Genomic DNA, 17,948 nt, shown 5'->3' with positions numbered 1-17,948 from the left:
GATGGTGCAACTATGTCCGCTCTCTCCGACATGGCCTGGGTTCTGGCTCCTAAACTTCTTCTGGTTCATCATCGCGCGCCTGACGGTTACCGACGAGATCGCTCCGTCCGGTTTGACTGCGAGCGTCGGCAATTGCTGCAGCGAGCCGCCGAGCATCATACGGCTTTGACAGAATGACCGCCCCGGTCTCTCCCCTCACCGCACCCGGATCCCCGGTTGCGTAAATGATCACCGCGGATGGCTTGATGGATCGCGCCTTGGCTGCCAGTTCCGGCCCCGATGCCCCCGGCAGGTTGACGTCGGTCACAAGGACATCCACCGGTGCAGTCTGCAAAGCCGTGATTGCGTCCTCGGCACTTGCTGCTTCGACCACAACGAAACCCGCATCGTTCAGCATATCGGCAGTCGTCATGCGGATGAGATGATCGTCCTCGACCAGCAGCACCGTCAAACGATCGACGTTTTCATGCGGGCCTGGTGCCGGCGCGGAGACCGGATCGGGCTGAATTTGCGCAGGTTTTAGCTTAGGCGCAACCACCCGCTGCTTCTGATTTGCCAACACATGCCGGAACTTTCGAGCAAGTGCTTCTCGGGTGTAGGGTTTCGACAGCAGTTCGACGCCTGCATCCAGCTTACCGCCATGGACGATGGAGTTTTCGGTATAGCCCGAGGTGAAGAGCACCGCGATCCCCGGCAGCCTGTCCTTGGCTTTTCTGGCCAGTTCCGGGCTTTTCAACGTGCCTGGCATCACAACGTCGGTAAACAGCAGGTCGATCGGAATGCCGCTGTCAATGACTGTCAACGCGCTCGCGGCGTCCACGGCCTTCAATGTCCGGTAGCCAAGATCGGTCAGTAGCGCGATCACGGTGTCGCGCACCTCGGCATCATCCTCGACAACCAGCACAGTTTCCGTGCCACCGACGATCGGTCCGTGGTCGACAACAACCTCGACGTCTTCCGTCTGAAGCGCACGCGGGAGGTAGAGTTTGATCGTCGTGCCATGCCCAACTTCGGAATAGATTTTGACGTGACCGCCGGACTGTTTGACGAAGCCATAGACCATCGAAAGCCCAAGCCCCGAGCCTTTACCCTCCGCCTTCGTCGAAAAGAACGGGTCGAACACTTTCTCGATGATCTCGCGCGGCATGCCAGAACCCGTGTCGGTGACCGCCATCATGACATATTGGCCGGGCGTCACCTCTTCATGCGCACGCGCATAGGCATCGTCGAGATGCGCGTTGGAGAGATCGATTGTCAGCTTGCCGGCGCCCTGCATCGCGTCACGAGCGTTGATGGCCAAATTCAGAAGCGCATTTTCGATCTGGTTCGGATCAATGAATGTGTTCCAGAGGCCACCACCGACGACCGTTTCGACTTCGACAGCTTCGCCAATCGCGCGTCGGATCATGTCATCCATGTCGCGCACAAAGCGGCTGATATTGACGACTTTCGGCTCAAGTGCCTGACGTCGGCCGAAGGCCAGAAGCTGGCTGGCGAGTTTTGATCCGCGCGAGACACCGGCCATCGCGTTGGCGATCTTGGTTTCGGCACGATCGTTGCCAACCACCTCCTTGGACAGCAGCTGGAGGTTGCCGGAGACGACCTGCAGGAGATTGTTGAAGTCATGGGCCACGCCGCCGGTCAGCTTGCCGATGGTTTCCATCTTCTGTGCCTGCGCCAGCTTGGCTTCCGCCTGGCGCCGCTCGCCGATTTCGGCGATGACGCGGGCTTCGAGATTTTCGTTGAGCTGCCGGAGCTGCTCCTCCGCTCGCTCTCGATGGCCAACCTGCCGCGCCAAAGCTTCCGCATGTTCACGCAAGGCCTCCTCGGCGGCGCGCTGGTGGGTAATGTCGGTATGGACGCCGACCCACTCAACGATCGAACCGTCCGATCGCAGGATTGGAAGTGCTCGGATCATGAATCGTCGCCAAGTATCGTCATGCCGACGAACACGATGTTCGTAGACGAACATCATCCTGGATGCGACCGCTTCCTCCCAGGCCGCAATGGTACCGCCGACATCTTCCGGGTGAACGGCGTTCGCCCAGCCAAATCCCTGATACTCTTCATAAGCCTGGCCGGTCAACGACGCCCATGCCGGCTGCTCGCCGAGCATCTGTCCATCGGCGCTGTTGGTCCAGAGCACGCCATGCATCGCATCCATTGCCGTGCGGAACCGACCGTTGCTGGCAGCGAGTTGAGCTTCGCGAACAGCGCGCTCCTCGACATCAATCCCCAAGATATAGACCCCCGGCACGGAGCCATCGGTTGCAACATGAGGAACGTAGCGGATCTCCAGTCGCCGCGGCCCGCTCCCTGCATGCGGGATGGCGACCTCAGCGGAAAAGGTCTCACCCGCCAGAGCGCGATCCAAATCCGGGCTGCGGTTCTCATAAGCCTTTTCGCCTATGATCTCGACGACGGGCCGTCCTACCAGATCCTCAGGCTTTGTCCCAAACCAGTGTTCGTAGGTCGCGTTGGCAAAACCATAGCGATGTTCGCGGTCGACATAGGAGATCAGCATTGGAACCGCGTCTGTGACACGTCGGAGTTCGGCGGCGCTCGCCGCAATCCTTGCTTCCATCAGTGAACGGTCGCTGTTGTCGACCACGGTACAAAGAACGCCGCCGATCGATCCGTCGGCCTCGTAAACCGGCGTATAGAAAAGGTCGAAAATGAACGTTTTCGACACACCGTCACGGATAAGCGTCATCGGCTGATCGCGGTAGGAGCGCAGCTCGCCGCGATGACCGGCCTCCAGCATCTCGCGGTTCCAGTCCCATATTTCCGGCCAGATGTTGGGCACCGTGCCGCCCATTGCCGCGGGGTGGTTCGGACCCGCGATCTCGCTGTAGCGGTCGTTGTATATCATCACATGGCTGTCGCCCCACATCAGGACCTTGGCGACCGGGGAATTGACGACGTTGGCAACCGTCGTTCTGAGCTCAACCGACCAATTTTGCATTGGGCCCAAGGCAGTGGCAGCCCAGTCGTGAACACGAATGATCTGCCCACACTCGCCGCCGCCGATCGGCCATACCGCTGGCAAAGGCCGGGCTCCACTTGCGCCGTCCCGAAGGGTTCGCAACGCTGCACGGACAACCTCGCTGGCGTTGGTGTAGTCACCCGACGCAAGGCAGACATTGATAAAGCCTTCCAGTTCGGAGGTGAGCGAAACGTTGCGAGACAGTCTATTGGTCATTGTTTGTGCTCGCAGGTTGCGCAGCCTGTGTCAACAACTGACACAGAGCGTGTCAGAAATCCTAAAAATGCAGCCAGGGGTTTCCATACAAAATTGCAGTGCGACGTCTCTCTCCGCGAAAAAATCGCAGCAAGCGCATTGATCGTCGGCAAGGAACACCCGGCGGCGTCGGGCGTTCGACCTATACCAGCTAACGCAATGCGACACACGAGAGAAGAAAAATGCCGTACAACGTCCTTATCGTCGAAGACCAGCCAATTCTCGCTATGGGTGTCGAAGATGCCGTGGAAGCACTTGGCCATTGCTCGATCGGGATCGCCAGCAATGCAACCGAGGCTTTGAAATATCTCGATACCGCAGACATCGCTCTAGTCGACGTCAATCTTGACGACGGCGCCACCGGCCCCGACGTCGGACGACAGATGGCGAAGGCCAATGTCGCAGTGCTGTTTATGACCAGCGATCCTTCGGCACTCGGAGCTGGCGTCCGCGGAACCCTTGGTGTCATGGAAAAGCCGATGATGGATCTGGAGATGATAGAAGCAATTCAGTTCGTCGCTGACTGTCGATCCGGAACATCCGCGCCTGTTCCACCCAAGAACCTAAAAATCTTCGCTTACTGATCGATTCTGGGCCAGGCAAAGCTTCTATCCCCTTTTTTATCCGAAGGCAGGCCGCTATGTTTCGATCATCGCTCTTGGTGTGGCGGGGATTGGTCGATTGGATGGAATGAGCGTGAAGCAGATCAACTGGGATGAAACCGAACGTTCGGCTGCGCTCCACTCCTACGACATGCTCGATACACCACGCGAGCAGGATTTCGATGATCTCGCCAAGGTCGCGTCGGAGTTTTGCGCAGCGCCGATTGCAGTGGTCAATCTTGTCGATAGTACCCGCCAGTTCTTCAAGGCGGAAGTCGGGCTCGGGGTTCGCGAGACGCCACTCGAAACAGGCTTCTGTCAGCACGCTATTTTGTCTGAAGATATCCTCGTCATTCCCGACGCCACCAAAGACCACCGTTTCGATTGCAATCCGCTGGTCACCGGCGAGCCGGGGCTGAGGGCCTATGCCGGCGCTCTGCTGAAATCACCTGAAGGCTTGCCGATCGGTACGGTCTGTGTCCTGGACTACCAGCCGCGCGAGTTCACGCAGGCCCAAGTGGAAATGCTGCGCTTCCTGGCACGCCAGGCAATGGCCCAACTCGAGCTGCGCAGAACCGTCGCCCAGCAGAGACAGCTGTTGCGCCGTGCTCGCTCAGCCGAGCGCGAAAAGGCTAATTTCGAGCGCGTTGTCCGGCAGGCCTCGGATTTTATAGGCATGGCGGATGCGCATGGTCACGTGCTGTTCTTAAATGATGCCGCACGCGCTTTGGTGGGGCTGGCCGCTGACGAGGTGCTCCGCACCTCGATCTGGGACTATATTGCCGAAGAACATCACCAGATCTTCAGAGAAGAAGTAATCCCGTTGATCCGCGCTGGTGATAGCTGTGAGCGGGAATTAAGGCTTCGCCATTTCGGGTCAGGTGCCAGCGTTCCCGCGCTTTACTCGATATTTCCGATGCGTGACGAAATCGGCGATCTCTTAGGCTATGGTTTCGTCAGCAAGGATATCTCGGAACGGAAGGTCGAAGAGCAGCGCCGAGCAGAGGTCATGGGCGAAGCGGCCCATCGCATCAAGAATACCCTTGCGGTCGTCCAGGCAATCGTCTCCCAAACGTTGAAAACGGCGACGTCACTTGATCAGGGGCGGGAAAACATCTCAAAACGTGTTGCAGCACTGGCAAGCGCGCAGGATATCCTGACAGCCGCAGAGGGCTCTGTGGTCGACATCGTCGACTTGATTGCCAGCGCCATGGCACCGCACGACGGAGGTTCCGGCCGCGTCACAATGGGCGGACCGTCGCGCCTCCTGGCTGCATCCCAGGCATTGGGCCTGTCGCTCGCACTTCACGAGCTTGCGACAAATGCCGCAAAATATGGCGCTTTGTCGGGCGACAGCGGGAATGTCGGCATCGAATGGACCGTATCTCCGGAGGGTGCGTTCATTCTCGAATGGATAGAGAGTGGTGGACCGGCGGTTGCTACGCCCTCTGGCACGGGCTTTGGGTCGAAACTGATCAAGAAAATGGTTGCGCCTTATTTCCAGGGTGCCGCGACCTTGGACTTCCACGCAGAAGGCGTTCGGTTTCGCCTGGAAGGCAAGCTATCCGAAATGGTGTGATTGCGCTTGGTCCGACCGCAGTTCACCTTGAGGGGCATCGAACCTTCGAGCTAACTAGGGCGAAACCTGTCCAACTTATACAGATGGTCAGGGAAACAAAAAGGCCGGGGCGAGACCGCACCGACCTTCCTGACCATCGCTTGTTCACCCCTGCCAGTACATCCGTGGTCAGAAGCTGGTAAGCAACACGACGCCGCAAGATGCACCTCTTGAGCAGTCTTCGGCGCGGGTCTCTACCCCAAAGCCGTGTAGCGGCCGGGCCAAAGCCCGGCCATCGATCAAATCACTCGATGACCTGCACGACCCGGCGGGACGAAGGTTCGACGATGACCCGCTGTTGGTTCACGACAGCGTAGCCATATTTCGGATCCTCTGGAATCTGCTGCACGACAACTGTCTGTGGGAGAGGTTCGCCGACAACAACTCTTTCCTGTACGACCACGCGTTCGACCGGCGCCGGGGCCTGGCGGACGTAGGTAACGACGCGCTCCGGCGGAGGATCAATTGCGGTACCAGCAATGGCGCCGACAACGCCGCCAACGGCAGCTCCGATCGGTCCGCCAACCACAGCACCAGTCACCGCACCGCCGGCAGCACCGGTCACGGTCGAGTTCTGAGCAAAAGCCGAACCTGCGGCAAGAACGGCCGCCATAACGAGCACAAGACGTTTAACTGACATAAATCTCTCCCTTGGCGCTTTAAGCGCGCTCAACAACGCGGCTCCGACAAGTCGGTTCCGGTATCGGCCGAATGGGCGCTGCTTTTTCCAGGAGCGGGAGGTTGTGGTGTCGACCCCGTTCCGCACGGTCGTATGCGGCGGGAAACACGGGGAACCGGATGAGGCTCGGAGCATTAGAGCTCCATTCTGCGATACTTTTATTCCTGGAAGTTGAGGCATTGAATGACAGCACCCCCTTCGTTCATCGACTTCGTAGAGGAGGTCGTCGACAGCCTGCGTGATATGACGCCCCGGTCTAGCGTCGAGCTTGGCGTCCTGCATGGATTTTGCATTGATGCTGCCCAAGAGAGTCGAAAGAACTTCGTGGATTTCCTGACGAGCCCCGCAGGGCTAACCGCGCTGTCTGCAGCCCTTGGGCAGATGCCCGACAAAGTGCTTCAGGCCGATATCGAGGGAAAGACCTGGAAATTCGTCCGTGAGCGATCAACGGGCGACGCTGGAGAAGGCTAGCGAAAGCATTTCTCAGCGGCAGCAATCAACTGATGTTCGTCACGGCCGCAATCTCGGACGACGCGCATCAACAGCTTGCCGAGGCCGATGTCGCCGTGCTGTTCATGACCAGCAATCCCGGCGCGCTGTGTGGCGGCTTTCCAGGTGCGCTGGGTGTGATGAGAAAGCCGGTCTTGGATCTGGAGCTGGTTGAAGCAATCCAAATATGTGGCTGATCGCCGAAGCGATCGTGGCAGGTCCCCGCTCCAAAATTACTGATCAGTTTGGCTGCCCCAGCAACCTGACGCCCGCCGGAACAAGTCGAGGTCTGGCGGGTTCAGCGTCCATGAAAAAGCACAGCCTCGTCGCCCTCGCCTTTGCCTTCAGCAGCACATTAGCTTACGGGCAGGATATCACTGCCGACATGATCAATTCAGCTGATTTAGAGGCGATATCTGCTGAGCGCCCGGCTCAAGCCCCTAAGGATCCCAATCCCGCAATCATTCGGCTTCAGGTTCTGCTCGACCGGGCCGGGTCTTCACCAGGGGTGATTGACGGCTTCTACGGCGAGAATGTCAGCAAGGCTATCGCTGGTGTCGAGGCGATGAGCGGGCTACAGGTCGACGGTAAGCTCGATCCCGAAGTCGTTGCCCGAATTGAGAATGGCCAGCCTCTCGTCGGGAGCTATGAGATCACCGCAGACGACGGCAAGGACATTGTGAAATCCATTCCTGCGGATTACGCCGAGCAAGCCGCAATGGACCATCTTGGTTTTACCAGTGTGGCCGAAAAGCTGTCGGAACGCTTCCACATGGATATAGATCTGCTGAAGAGACTCAATCCAGGGTCTCTGTATGCTGCGGGTGATACCGTTTTCGTCACGGCGCCAGATCGTCCGCGAGAAGGTAAGGTGAAGCGTATCGAAGCCCATGTCAGATCAGGCCAGGTCTTCGCCTATGACGAGGCTGACAAGATTATCGCCGTATACCCGGCGACCATCGGCAGCGATGACAATCCATCGCCCTCGGGCACCCACAAGGTCAACGGCGTTGCACGGATGCCGAAGTATACCTACAACCCGAAGCTCAATTTCCAGCAGGGGCAGAACAAGAAAATCCTCAACCTGCCAAGCGGGCCGAACAATCCGGTCGGCACCGTCTGGATCGACCTTTCCGAGCCGACTTATGGCATCCATGGTACGCCGGAGCCCAACAAGATCGACAAGGCCGGATCACATGGTTGCATCCGCCTTTCGAATTGGGATGTGGAAGAGCTGGCCGCCATGGTGAAGCCTGGCGTCATGGTCGATATTGTGCCGCAGGAATGATGCTCAGGTATCGCCCAAAAGGAACCCGCGCCATAAATCGCGAATTATTGGTCAATGAAAAGTATTGCAGCCCTCAGTTGTCCCAAGCCATTCAGAGTGCAGACGTCGATGTAGGAAGCCATGACGCGCGCCTGCGAAGCAATTACGCGGGGGATAGTTTCAAGGCAAAAACGGCTCGAGCGGTAACGTTGCTCCTCAAGTTCCCTAACGAATCGATTGCCGGGATTGGACGGTACTTTCCAGATCAGGACGGGGTGAAAAGCGTGTCGGAAAAGCGAGATTGCAGCCACTTTTCCAAAGCCGACCGCTTGAAGGTTATCAGCACTCTGACGGCCGGGCAGCGACAACTATTGCTTTTTAGAATGATTCCACATTACTCAAGGCGCGACCATGAACCGCTTATGCGGTCAAATCCGATAATATATCCGGAGCAAGAAATGAGCGATGATCAGCTACAAACTGACCGGGTACAGCAGGCGCTGAACCAAGCCGCTGAAAAGAAGCGGGATAAACTGGCCAGCCGCGGCAAAGGCCGGGGATCGCGGTCTTCTAAGAACCAGGCCATCGACCGAAAGGCGCAGACTGTTCGTAAGAGCTCCGAGGACAGCGATCAGTAGATTTATAGCTAAGGTTTTGATGGGAATCGAACCGTCGCACGCCGCGCGAACGCAGTCTTCAGCCGAGCCGCAGATCTTCTGGCCATTCCTGCGCGCCTTGGAGTACGCGAAGAATTCGAACGGTCGCCTCGGTAATGGCGTCGGCGGCAACGTAAGGCGTCCTATTGAGGATGAGTGCGTGTCCTGGCAATTCAACCCACGCGCCCACTGGCAGGAAGATCGAGCAAGCGGCGGGCGGCGGCTGCGATCCGTTCATTGATCAGGACGGCGGCGGCGAGATTATCTGCCTCGATGTATGTGAAAATGGCGTCACGGTCCGACAAAGCAAAGTCAGACCAAGTGAATTTCACGATTCTGGCACACCAGCTTTAAGGCGGGCCGCCGCTCGACGTTTGGCAAAGTCCGCCTCGGCCTCGTCGTCCGATAAATCCGGTCGAGTATCTTTTAACGCTTCGAGCACCGTGGTCCGAAGCCAGGCATCATGCGCTTCAATGCCAGAAAGAAGCTCAAGACGCCGCGCCACCTCGTTAGCAGTCCGGGTGAGCATGATACGAACCGCATCAGATACAGTAAGGCTCATGCCTTCAAGCACGGCGGAAGCACGGTTCGTCCTGCAATAAGTCTGTAAAAATGCGGTCGATGCGTGATCGTGGCCTGCGGGCATCGATCGCCAGGCTCACTGTCTGCGGCTCGGCACCCTTGTCGCGTAAGGGCAGTAGACCGAGCAAGTCCTCGACGATTTCCGGAGCGGAATCGAGCTCCGATGTGAAGGCAATGTAGTGACCGCTGCGGGCGAGCTGCAGCAAGTTGATGACAACCGCCTTCTGGGGTTCGGCGAACAGCCGTCCGTATCGCGCATCGAGATAACCGCGGATGAACAGCGCCTTGCTCTGCAACGCGATCGGGTGCTGCATCGCTTCCTGCAAGGTGGTAGTCTTGCCGCGCGCCAGCTCGTGCTCTGGCCACACCACGCTGCCGAGCGGCAGCTCGGCGCTACACAGGACATGTACATCTCGCCGCGGCAACAGCTCGAAGGCCGCGATGGAGCGGCCTACGCTTATCACGAAAGCCACTCCGCATAATCCGCCACAAGAAGGCGGAAAGGCTCTTCATCCTCCTCGATACCGGAAAACCGGGTAACATTTGCATCCTCGAAAAGATTGTCTGTTGTGTCGTCATTGACGGTGGAGACTTCGGCCACAAAAACGTCGGCGTCTTCCGCCCAGAACGAGTGCCAATCTCCGGGCATAAGCGTAACGCTTTCGCCTGGCCGCAACCGCACCCGGCCACCGGGTGGCAGTTTTCTCTCCAGGCCATCGCAAACGACTGTCGTGCCTTTGTTACGGTCGCATCTGCCATCGCTGTCGCCGAAGAGTTCGATGACGAGCGTACCACCTCCGCGGTTGATGATATCTTCTGTCTTCAGAACATGGGTATGGTTGGGGGTGACCTGGTTAAGCCGGGAAATCATAGCCTTCTCAGCATAGAGCATACCGCCACCGAGTTTCAGGTGCTCCAGTCGGCCGTTTCGAGTGGTAAAAAGCAGCAGTCCGGTTTTGCCGATATCGCCGAGACCGAAATCGGTGAGATCCCAGCCGAGATTGGCACGGGTGATATTGGCGATTTCACTTCTCCGGGCCTGCATTTCGCCTGGTGTCCAATTGGCGAAGGGCGGCAGGATATAACCAAATGAAGCCATGAAAGCCTGCGCCTCACGCAAGGTCCGGTTAACATCGCTTCTCAACATCTTGGTTGTCATTCTGCCTCTCCCTTCAGTCTCAGCGAACGCCGATGCCGGCGGTCAGGCCGCCATCGATGCGGTGGTCTGTTCCGGTGATGAAGCCGGCTTTGTCGGAGGCAAGAAACGCGACGAGGCTGGCCACCTCCTCGGGTTCGCCGATCCGCCCCAGCGGATGGGCCGCGCCGAAACGCTGGAATACGGCCTCGATATCCACATCCGGTCCTTCGAAAGTTCGTGCCGCCAGCTCGAGAATCGGTGTGCGCACCGAACCGGGGCTTACCGACACGACCCGGATCCGGTCTGCCGCAAAATCAAGCGCCATGGCGCGGGTCATTGCATGGATCGCGCCTTTTGATGCGACATAGGCCGATACGCCGCTCTGGCAGGCATGGCCCTGAACGCTTGAAATATTGACGATGACGCCGCCGCCGCGTTTGCGCATCTCGGGCACTCCGAATTGCGCCGTTAGATGGATGGAACCGACATTGACGGCCATGCAGTGCAGGAATGTGTCGAAGGGTGTCTCCGTCGCGTCACCATAGGGATGCACCGCCGCCGAGTTGACGATGATATCGATCCCGCCGTCAAGCGCCGCCGCCTTGCCAATGGAGATGCGGACAGCTTCGGGATTGGACACATCGGTCTCCAGAACCGAGACCTGCAGGTCCTCGGTCTCGGCAAATCCTTCAAGTTCGGCATTGGCCGCCACATCGATGCCAAGTGCGACGACGCGTGCGCCCTGCCGGGCCAGATTGAGCGCCACGGCGCGGCCGATACCGGTCGTGCCGGTCACGACCGCTATTTTATCGGTAAAATCACCCACGATCTCTATCCCTTGTCAGTCCGTTGAGAGGCCTGCCCTTTTCCATGCGGCTCAGGCCCACCTCATGGCAAATGGGCCTTCCTTGTCAATTCGGCTTTCAATTTTGCCGTTTCCAGGCCAAGGGCGATAAATGCTCTTGCATGGCGCGCCAGCGATACATTGTCTGTCCATAGGTCGCGCCAAATGCCGGTCTTCAGCGAAAGGTCGCGATCGACGATGGCCGAGGAGAAGGATTCAAAAGTCACGTAATCCTGCCACCCGATCGCCACCAGTGCATCGAAGATCGCAGCAAAGTCGATATTGCCTGTGCCGAGATACCCGCGATGGCTCTCGCCGATATGGACGTAACCGATCTTTTCGGCGGCGTGCCGAATGGCCAGTCCGACATCCGCCTCCTCAATATTCATATGGAACGTGTCGAGATGCAGGAAGACGTTCGAGGCGCCGACATCGGCAATATAGGCCATGCCCTGCGCCGCCGTGTTCAGCATGTTGCTTTCGAAGCGATTGACGATCTCGAGGTTGAGCGTCACGCCTGCCGATTTCGCTGTCTGGGCGGTTTTGGTAAAAGCGGTGACGCTGGTGTCCCAGGCTTTTTTGGTGAGCGCTGTTTCCTGCTTGCCGTGAGCGGACGAGAGGATGCCCGCAAGTTTGGTTCCACCGAGATCGCGGGTGAGCGCGATTGCCTTTTCGAGGATCTGGCCACCATTTGCGACGGTCGACGGATCATCGCTCGAAATGTCGCCAGCAGGCGGAAGGCCCATGCTGATCGCAACGTCGAGCTTCAGTTCCTGGAGCCGGCTGGCCAGCCATTTCACATCGACCTGGGCCGGATCGAGATAGGAAAACTCGATCAAATCGAATCCCAGCTGGTGAGAATTGACCAGGGCCTTTTCGATCTCGTCCTTCGACGAGCCGGCGCTCCAGACATAGGAGTGAACACCAATTCCAGACATGGAAAATACCGTTTCTTGAAAATCTAAACAGGTAGGATGGTCCCGGGCCGATATTGTCCGGCCCGGGGTCAAACGAGGCAAGGATCAGCGAGCGGCCGTCCAGCCCTTGTAGTCCTTGATGTTGTCGGCAGTGATCAGCTGCGGATCGAGCAGCACGACCGGTTCCGACGGCTTCTTGCCGTTGAGGACGTCGACGCCAAGCTGCAGCGCTTGGCCGGCCATCGTATAGGGATCCTGCGACGCGGAAGCCTTGATCAAGCCCTTACCGCCGGACAGCGCCTTTTCGATGTCAGGAGCGCCATCGACAGCGGTGATGATGAACTCGTTGCGGTTCAGCTGTTTGGCGGCAAGATCCGCACCGATACCGGTCGGGTCGTTGATGGCGAACACGCCGTCGATCTTCGGGAAGCGGGTCAGCAGGCCCTGCATCACGGCAAGACCGCCGTCGCGCGAACCCTGGCCGTTCTGGTCATCTGACAAGATCTTGATGCCGGATGCCTTGCCGAGCGCATCCTTGCAGCCCTTGACCCGGTCAACGATCGAGGACGAGGCCGGGCCGTTGATGATCACAACGTCACCCTTGCCGCCGAGCTTGTCTACGAGATACTGGCAGGCCTCTTCGCCAGCCTTGACGTTGTTGGTCATGACGGTAACGTCGGCGCCGGGTGCAGATACGTCGAAAGCCGCGACGACGACGCCGGCAGCGGTCGCCTTCTTGACGGCCGGTGCGATTGCCTTGGCATCGACGGCATTAAGCATGATGATGTCGACGCCGGCGGCGATGAAGCTGTCGATCTGGGAAACCTGCTTGTTGAGGTCATAATCCGCCGACACCGAGGTCACCTGGACCTTCGGGTTGATCTTCTTGGCCGCGTCCTCGATACCCTTGATGGTCGCAACGAAAAACGGGTTGCCAAGCAGGCCGACGGAGATGCCGATCTTGTTCAGGTCCTTTGCCGAAGCCGGCATGGCGAGAGCCGCCGCGACTGCCGTGCCGAGCATGAGTTTCGAAAGCATGCGCATGTTAACTCCTCCTTGTTCATGACGCTCCCCGCGTCACCGTTGCCGAAAATTTCGGGTCGAAACTCCGGATTTCTTCATGTCCGCTCAGGTGCGGCTCAGCCCCTTCAGCCGATAGCGATCGAGCCCGACCGCGACGATGATGACGAGACCTTTGATGATGTATTGCCAGATGTCGGAGACACCGACGAGAATGAGGCCATTGGACAGGACGGCGATGATCAGCGCGCCGATCAGAGTGCCCCAGATCGATCCGACACCACCGACGAAGCTTGTGCCACCAAGAATGACCGCCGCGATAGCGTCCAGCTCATAGGCCTGACCAAGCTGCAGGCCGTTGGCCGCATAGAGGCGGGCGGCTGACATGGCGCCGCCGAGACCCGACAACAGGCCCGACATGGCGTAGACGAAGAGCAGCACAAGCGGCACCTTGATGCCGGTCAATCTTGCTGCCTCGACATTGCCGCCGACTGCATAGATCCAGGTGCCAAGCACCGTGCGCTTCAGAATGAACCATGACACCAAAATCGTGACGATTGCGATGATCGCCAGCCATGGAATGCCGAACAGGCTGCCATTGCCGATGAAATCGAAGGGCAGATCCGGGTTGAACACCGTCGTATCGCCACCGAGCAGGCGGGCGATGCCGCGCATGGCGGTGAGCGAGCCGAGCGTTACGATGAAGGGCGGCAGCTTCAGGAAAGCGATGATGATGCCGTTGGCCAAGCCGCAGAGCAGGCCGACGCCGACAGCCGCGGGCACGCCAAGCATGCCGATCTCGGGATATAGCGAGACGATCACGCCAACCATGGCGGAGGCTGCCAGGATTGAGCCGACCGACAAGTCGATGCCGCCCGTGAGGATGACAAAGGTCATACCGGCCGCCAGAACCGTGTTGATCGATGCCTGCTGCATGACGATCGACAGATTGTTAACGGACAGAAAACGTCCGCTGAGAAGATGGAAGCCGATCGCCAAAATGATCAAAACCGGCAGCATTCCAAGTGCGGTGAAGGTGGAACGCAGCTTCGTCCTGTCCTTCGACTTGTCCGCGGGCGTGTTTTCGGTCTGGGTCGTTGCCATGATCTCAGGCCTCCTCCTGCCCTGTTTGTTCAGCGACTGCGCCGGTCGATAAGGTCATGATCGCCTCCTGGGCGATCGGTGCGCCAGGCGCAGCCTTGACCTCGCCGGCAAAACGTCCCTCGCGCATCACGAGGGCACGATCGGCAATGCCGACGATTTCCGGCAGGTCGCTCGATATCACAACGATGGCAATCCCCTCGCCGGCTAGTTCATCGATGATCCGGTAGATTTCCGACTTGGCGCCGACATCGACACCGCGCGTCGGCTCGTCGAGAATGATGACTTTAGGGGTCGTTTCGAGCAGGCGGGCGATCAGCGCCTTCTGCTGGTTTCCGCCCGACAGAGCGCCGACATTGATGCTGGTCGACTTGGTGCGGATCGACAGATCCGAGACCGCCTTGTCGGCCCGCTTGCGGGCCCTGGCGAAATCCAGCACGCCGCCGGAGCGGGCGTCGTTGCCAATCACCGCAACATTGATATTTTCGCTGATCGACATGTCGAGGAAGAGGCCGAGCCCCTTCCGGTCCTCGGTCAGATAGGCGATGCCGGCATCCATCGCATCGCGCGGCCCGCGGATCGACAGTTCGCGGCCTTCCAGCGTTACGCTCCCCGTCAATTTTTGGTCGGCTCCAAAGATAAGACGCGCAAGTTCCGTGCGGCCCGAGCCCACCAGACCGGCAATGCCGAGAACCTCGCCGGCATGAACGTCGAACGAGCATCCATGCACGCGCCTGTTATCGCCGATATCGCGCACCGACAGCACGATCTTCTGTTCGCCGGCCGATGCGCGGTGTTCCTTCTTGTAGAAAGAAGACAGGTCGCGACCGACCATCATCGACACGAGCTTGGAGGCGGAGAGTTCCGCCCGTTCGAGCGTACCCACATAGGTGCTGTCGCGCAGCACGCTTACCCGGTCGGCCAGGTGGTAGATCTCTTCCATCCGATGGCTGATATAGATGATCGCGATGCCTTGCGCTTTGAGGCCGGCAATCACCTGGAACAGCCGGTCGGTTTCACGCGTCGTCAGCGATGTCGTCGGTTCATCCATCACGATGATACGAGCATTGGTGGTAAGAGCCCGCGCAATCTCCACCATTTGACGCTCGCCGAGCGACAGTGTCGCGACCAGCTGGCTGGAATCGAAGCCGAGGCCGAGCTGCTTCAGGATCGGCTCCGCCCGCTTACGGGTGGCGGCGCGGTCGAGTATGCCGAAACGTGACGGTTCGGCACCGAGGAACATGTTCTGCCCGACTGTAAGGTTGGGTGCGAGCGACAATTCCTGATAAATCACGGCGATGCCGTTTTCCTTGGCCTTGATCGGATCGCCGGTAACGACGGCATGACCGTCGATCAGCACCTCGCCGCCCGGATCAGCGCGATAGGCGCCCGACAAGACCTTCATCAGAGTCGATTTACCGGCACCGTTTTCGCCCATCAGAGCATGTACTTCGCCGGCGTGAACCGTCAGCGAGACATTTGCCAACGCGCGGATCGTGCCGAAAGTCTTCGAGATGTTGCGCATCTCCAGAACAGGCGCGCCAATTGTCTTTGCTTGTGCCTGTGCCGTCATCCCCTCGCCTCCCGATATGCTGGTTGAGAGATACCGCCGCGCCTGCTCTCAGCAAGTGCCAGCCAGCGATGGCGATAGTCGTCCAGCGCCGCGATCAGCAGCGGCTCGGCCGGCCGGCATTCGCTGGAGAATGGCGAGGGCCCGTTCTCGTCGAAGACGAGTGCTGCGGCGCCGAAGGCGCTTCCCTCGGCGTTGGCACTGGTCAGCACGGTCTGTCCCGGCCGAAGGGCAGCGAGCAGGCCGGCATAAAGCCCGGTGCGAACCAGACCGCCGTCGATGACGATGTCATTGGTCGAGCGGATCAGGCCAAGCGACAGGTCTGTCATCAGCGTCACGTAGAGAAGCGCGGCCGCGGCGCGCTCCTCGTCGCTCGGCGCCGGGCCGACGAAAGCGCCGTCGGCCCCCGGCATCGGGCCGCCGGGCGCAAAGGATGGCAGCGCGAAAATCCCCTTGACGATCACCGCCTCGATAGCCTCGATCGGCACCGGCTTTACCCAGCCGCCGCTGGCGAGCTCGTATTCGCGGCCCCCCATGAAGCGAATGGTCGCGGCCGGCTGATGATCGACCGTGACATTGGCAAGCATGTCGCGGTCGCGGTCCAGCGCATCGAGTGGGCAGGCCGAATTGAAGACGATGACCCAGGTGCCGGTGGAGACCAGCGTGAAATCGGAAAAGCCGACCGAACGATAATAATAGAGCGCCGAATTGCTGTCATGCACGCCGTTATAGACGGTTATGTCCCGACCGGCCTTCGTTTGCCATGTGCCGATCGCCGCACCGGCCCGAGCGAGGTTCGGCATTTTCTTGCGCCAGCCTCGATCATCAACGAGGCTGCTGTAGTCGTCGGCAAGCGGTGCCCAAAGATGAGAATGACAACCGAGATAGGAGACTTCCGAGACCGCGACGCCGGAAAAACGCCAGGACCAGAATTGCGGATAGGCAAGGATCGTATCGACGCTGTCGAGAAGCGCCGGATCACGATCCTCAAGCCAGAGAATATGCCGGCCGTAGTTGAAGCCGAGCGGCAGGCGGGGCGAAAAGGTTTCGGAAAAATCCGGGATCAGTGCATCGATCCTGGCCGCGGCATCGGCCGGCGGTTCCTGCTCGTAGTCGAGGATCGGGGTTGCCAGCCGGCCATCACGAAGAAGCGCGAAGGTGCAGCCGTGCCCCGAAAACATCACACCGGATATGTCGTGCGTTTCGACAAATTCCTCCAGCTTTTCCTGCATCCAGGCCAAAAGACGCCGGTCATCGAGCACGCGCAGCCCATTCTCTTCCTGCCACTCGGGTTTCGTCCGGGCCTCGGCGACGATCCGGCCGTCGGCCGAGAAGACCACAAGCTTGGAGTTGGTCTTGCCAAGATCGAAGATGGCTATGGCCTTGGGAGCAAAGGTCAATTTGCGCCTCCACTGCCAGAGGTACCCGCATGCGCGATCATGATGGTGACGCCGGCATCCTCCAGCATCTTGGCATTGGCATCAGACAGACCGTCATCGGTGACGATGGTGCCGATGCGCGACAGGGGCAGGACGAGATTACGCGGCTGAATCGACATCTTGCGGCTGTCGGCAAGCAGGACGATCTCGTCCGCGCAGGCGGCAAGCTCCGAGATCACCTTGGCCAGGAGCGGATGCGATTCCAGAAGTCCGTCGGCAGCGATACCCTGGGTGCCGACGAAAAACCGTGAGGCGAAAAAATTGGGCGACCCCGCAGTCGGATCATGGATGATCCGCGGCTCGCGGTAGAGTTCCCCGCCGGCAACCGTCAGCTGGCAGGTGCCGTTTTCACCGAGATAGGCGGCAAGCGGCATGGAATTGGTATAGAGCCGGACATTGCGGCGGGCCAAAAGCAGGCCCAGCTGGAAGCAGGTCGATCCGGCATGCACGATGATGCTATCGCCATCGCGCACCAGACCTGCCGCCATTTCGGCAATCGCCCGCTTGGCTTCCACGGCGATGTCGCGGTTTTCGTCATAGGAGCGTGCGGCGATACGGCTGGGGCTGCTGCCGTCGCTGGCGGAAATGCCGCCATAGACTTTCCGGGCCTTGCCGATCTCGTCCAGCTTGTCGATGTCGCGGCGGATCGTGGCCGCCGAAACGCCGAGGCGCTCCTGCAGATCGCGCACCGAGGCAAAGGGGCGTTCCCTCAGCAGGTCCGTGATGATCTTGTGCCGATCCGCGTCACTCAAGTGATAACCCTCCCCCAATGTTCCTCATGCATC

At 59.3% G+C, this 17,948-nt stretch carries 19 protein-coding genes; 6 read left to right on the top strand and 13 right to left on the bottom strand.

Features of this window, described 5'->3' with window-relative positions; all coding sequences use genetic code 11:
* Positions 1 to 49: 49 nt before the first annotated feature.
* Entirely contained in the window at positions 50 to 3,202 is a 3,153-nt protein-coding gene (locus AC2GXZ_RS22820) for a PAS domain-containing protein (RefSeq protein ID WP_483761502.1), read from the bottom strand.
* Between the two features lie 221 nt (positions 3,203 to 3,423).
* Here AC2GXZ_RS22820 and AC2GXZ_RS22815 point away from each other — a divergent pair, with 221 nt between their 5' ends.
* Positions 3,424 to 3,825: a response regulator gene (locus tag AC2GXZ_RS22815; RefSeq protein WP_483761501.1), complete on the top strand. Its 402-nt coding sequence runs from the start codon at positions 3,424 to 3,426 to the stop codon at positions 3,823 to 3,825.
* Between the two features lie 112 nt (positions 3,826 to 3,937).
* A complete protein-coding gene (locus AC2GXZ_RS22810) occupies positions 3,938 to 5,422 on the top strand; it encodes an HWE histidine kinase domain-containing protein (protein ID WP_483761500.1) in 1,485 nt (494 codons plus the stop codon).
* A 283-nt stretch (positions 5,423 to 5,705) separates the two neighbouring features.
* Here the strand turns inward: AC2GXZ_RS22810 and AC2GXZ_RS22805 are convergent, their stop codons facing one another.
* Entirely contained in the window at positions 5,706 to 6,101 is a 396-nt protein-coding gene (locus AC2GXZ_RS22805; RefSeq protein WP_483761499.1) for a DUF1236 domain-containing protein, read from the bottom strand.
* A gap of 222 nt (positions 6,102 to 6,323) precedes the next feature.
* Between AC2GXZ_RS22805 and AC2GXZ_RS22800 the strand changes: the two genes are divergently transcribed.
* The 4 genes from AC2GXZ_RS22800 to AC2GXZ_RS22785 all read left to right on the top strand — a co-directional run bounded on the left by AC2GXZ_RS22800 (position 6,324) and on the right by AC2GXZ_RS22785 (position 8,534).
* On the top strand, positions 6,324 to 6,611 hold the full coding sequence (locus tag AC2GXZ_RS22800; protein ID WP_483761498.1) for a hypothetical protein: 288 nt from the start codon (positions 6,324 to 6,326) through the stop codon (positions 6,609 to 6,611).
* 32 nt (positions 6,612 to 6,643) lie between these two features.
* On the top strand, positions 6,644 to 6,826 hold the full coding sequence (locus tag AC2GXZ_RS22795; protein ID WP_483761497.1) for a hypothetical protein: 183 nt from the start codon (positions 6,644 to 6,646) through the stop codon (positions 6,824 to 6,826).
* Positions 6,827 to 6,936: 110 nt separating this feature from the next.
* The gene (locus AC2GXZ_RS22790) at positions 6,937 to 7,917 is read left to right on the top strand and encodes a L,D-transpeptidase family protein (protein WP_483761626.1); all 981 of its coding nucleotides are present in this window, start codon (positions 6,937 to 6,939) and stop codon (positions 7,915 to 7,917) included.
* Between the two features lie 437 nt (positions 7,918 to 8,354).
* Entirely contained in the window at positions 8,355 to 8,534 is a 180-nt protein-coding gene (locus tag AC2GXZ_RS22785; RefSeq protein WP_483761496.1) for a hypothetical protein, read from the top strand.
* A gap of 191 nt (positions 8,535 to 8,725) precedes the next feature.
* On the opposite strand, the gene AC2GXZ_RS22780 is transcribed toward AC2GXZ_RS22785, so the two are convergent.
* The 11 genes from AC2GXZ_RS22780 to AC2GXZ_RS22730 all read right to left on the bottom strand — a co-directional run bounded on the left by AC2GXZ_RS22780 (position 8,726) and on the right by AC2GXZ_RS22730 (position 17,915).
* Positions 8,726 to 8,884 carry a type II toxin-antitoxin system RelE/ParE family toxin gene (locus AC2GXZ_RS22780; protein WP_483761495.1) on the bottom strand — a complete coding sequence of 53 codons (159 nt, stop codon included), beginning with the start codon at positions 8,882 to 8,884 and terminating at the stop codon, positions 8,726 to 8,728.
* Complete coding sequence (locus AC2GXZ_RS22775; protein ID WP_483761494.1) at positions 8,881 to 9,198, bottom strand: type II toxin-antitoxin system RelB/DinJ family antitoxin; 318 nt, start codon at positions 9,196 to 9,198, stop codon at positions 8,881 to 8,883. Before AC2GXZ_RS22775 ends, AC2GXZ_RS22780 begins: the two co-directional genes overlap by 4 nt.
* Positions 9,119 to 9,607, bottom strand: coding sequence for a LysR substrate-binding domain-containing protein (locus tag AC2GXZ_RS22770; RefSeq protein ID WP_483761493.1), 489 nt, complete (start codon positions 9,605 to 9,607; stop codon positions 9,119 to 9,121). The genes AC2GXZ_RS22775 and AC2GXZ_RS22770 overlap by 80 nt, the downstream gene beginning before the upstream one ends.
* Positions 9,595 to 10,293, bottom strand: coding sequence for a D-lyxose/D-mannose family sugar isomerase (locus AC2GXZ_RS22765; RefSeq protein WP_483761492.1), 699 nt, complete (start codon positions 10,291 to 10,293; stop codon positions 9,595 to 9,597). Before AC2GXZ_RS22765 ends, AC2GXZ_RS22770 begins: the two co-directional genes overlap by 13 nt.
* Positions 10,294 to 10,312: 19 nt before the next feature.
* Positions 10,313 to 11,098 carry an SDR family NAD(P)-dependent oxidoreductase gene (locus tag AC2GXZ_RS22760; protein WP_483761491.1) on the bottom strand — a complete coding sequence of 262 codons (786 nt, stop codon included), beginning with the start codon at positions 11,096 to 11,098 and terminating at the stop codon, positions 10,313 to 10,315.
* A gap of 62 nt (positions 11,099 to 11,160) precedes the next feature.
* Entirely contained in the window at positions 11,161 to 12,054 is an 894-nt protein-coding gene (locus AC2GXZ_RS22755) for a sugar phosphate isomerase/epimerase family protein (protein ID WP_483761490.1), read from the bottom strand.
* A gap of 84 nt (positions 12,055 to 12,138) precedes the next feature.
* Positions 12,139 to 13,077, bottom strand: a complete 939-nt coding sequence (locus AC2GXZ_RS22750) for an ABC transporter substrate-binding protein (protein WP_483761489.1) — start codon at positions 13,075 to 13,077, stop codon at positions 12,139 to 12,141.
* 84 nt (positions 13,078 to 13,161) lie between these two features.
* Complete coding sequence (locus AC2GXZ_RS22745; RefSeq protein WP_483761488.1) at positions 13,162 to 14,157, bottom strand: ABC transporter permease subunit; 996 nt, start codon at positions 14,155 to 14,157, stop codon at positions 13,162 to 13,164.
* Positions 14,158 to 14,161: 4 nt separating this feature from the next.
* Positions 14,162 to 15,727, bottom strand: coding sequence for a sugar ABC transporter ATP-binding protein (locus tag AC2GXZ_RS22740; RefSeq protein ID WP_483761487.1), 1,566 nt, complete (start codon positions 15,725 to 15,727; stop codon positions 14,162 to 14,164).
* Positions 15,724 to 17,124 (bottom strand): FGGY-family carbohydrate kinase, encoded by a 1,401-nt coding sequence (locus AC2GXZ_RS22735; protein ID WP_483761486.1) that lies wholly within the window; start codon positions 17,122 to 17,124, stop codon positions 15,724 to 15,726. Before AC2GXZ_RS22735 ends, AC2GXZ_RS22740 begins: the two co-directional genes overlap by 4 nt.
* Positions 17,121 to 17,915, bottom strand: a complete 795-nt coding sequence (locus tag AC2GXZ_RS22730; RefSeq protein ID WP_483761485.1) for a DeoR/GlpR family DNA-binding transcription regulator — start codon at positions 17,913 to 17,915, stop codon at positions 17,121 to 17,123. Before AC2GXZ_RS22730 ends, AC2GXZ_RS22735 begins: the two co-directional genes overlap by 4 nt.
* Between the last annotated feature and the right edge of the window lie 33 nt (positions 17,916 to 17,948).

The organism is Aliirhizobium sp. YIM B11859 (assembly GCF_057163345.1).
Note: the sequence above shows the minus strand (reverse complement) of the source record. Positions and strands in the feature narration are given on the sequence as shown.

Coding starts and splice junctions, on each gene's coding strand:
- AC2GXZ_RS22820 (WP_483761502.1), bottom strand. CDS start 3,202: ATGACCAATAGACTGTCTCGCAACGTTTCGCTCACCTCCGAACTGGAA.
- AC2GXZ_RS22815 (WP_483761501.1), top strand. CDS start 3,424: ATGCCGTACAACGTCCTTATCGTCGAAGACCAGCCAATTCTCGCTATG.
- AC2GXZ_RS22805 (WP_483761499.1), bottom strand. CDS start 6,101: ATGTCAGTTAAACGTCTTGTGCTCGTTATGGCGGCCGTTCTTGCCGCA.
- AC2GXZ_RS22800 (WP_483761498.1), top strand. CDS start 6,324: ATGACAGCACCCCCTTCGTTCATCGACTTCGTAGAGGAGGTCGTCGAC.
- AC2GXZ_RS22795 (WP_483761497.1), top strand. CDS start 6,644: ATGTTCGTCACGGCCGCAATCTCGGACGACGCGCATCAACAGCTTGCC.
- AC2GXZ_RS22790 (WP_483761626.1), top strand. CDS start 6,937: ATGAAAAAGCACAGCCTCGTCGCCCTCGCCTTTGCCTTCAGCAGCACA.
- AC2GXZ_RS22785 (WP_483761496.1), top strand. CDS start 8,355: ATGAGCGATGATCAGCTACAAACTGACCGGGTACAGCAGGCGCTGAAC.
- AC2GXZ_RS22775 (WP_483761494.1), bottom strand. CDS start 9,198: ATGCCCGCAGGCCACGATCACGCATCGACCGCATTTTTACAGACTTAT.
- AC2GXZ_RS22765 (WP_483761492.1), bottom strand. CDS start 10,293: ATGACAACCAAGATGTTGAGAAGCGATGTTAACCGGACCTTGCGTGAG.
- AC2GXZ_RS22755 (WP_483761490.1), bottom strand. CDS start 12,054: ATGTCTGGAATTGGTGTTCACTCCTATGTCTGGAGCGCCGGCTCGTCG.
- AC2GXZ_RS22750 (WP_483761489.1), bottom strand. CDS start 13,077: ATGCGCATGCTTTCGAAACTCATGCTCGGCACGGCAGTCGCGGCGGCT.
- AC2GXZ_RS22745 (WP_483761488.1), bottom strand. CDS start 14,157: ATGGCAACGACCCAGACCGAAAACACGCCCGCGGACAAGTCGAAGGAC.
- AC2GXZ_RS22740 (WP_483761487.1), bottom strand. CDS start 15,727: ATGACGGCACAGGCACAAGCAAAGACAATTGGCGCGCCTGTTCTGGAG.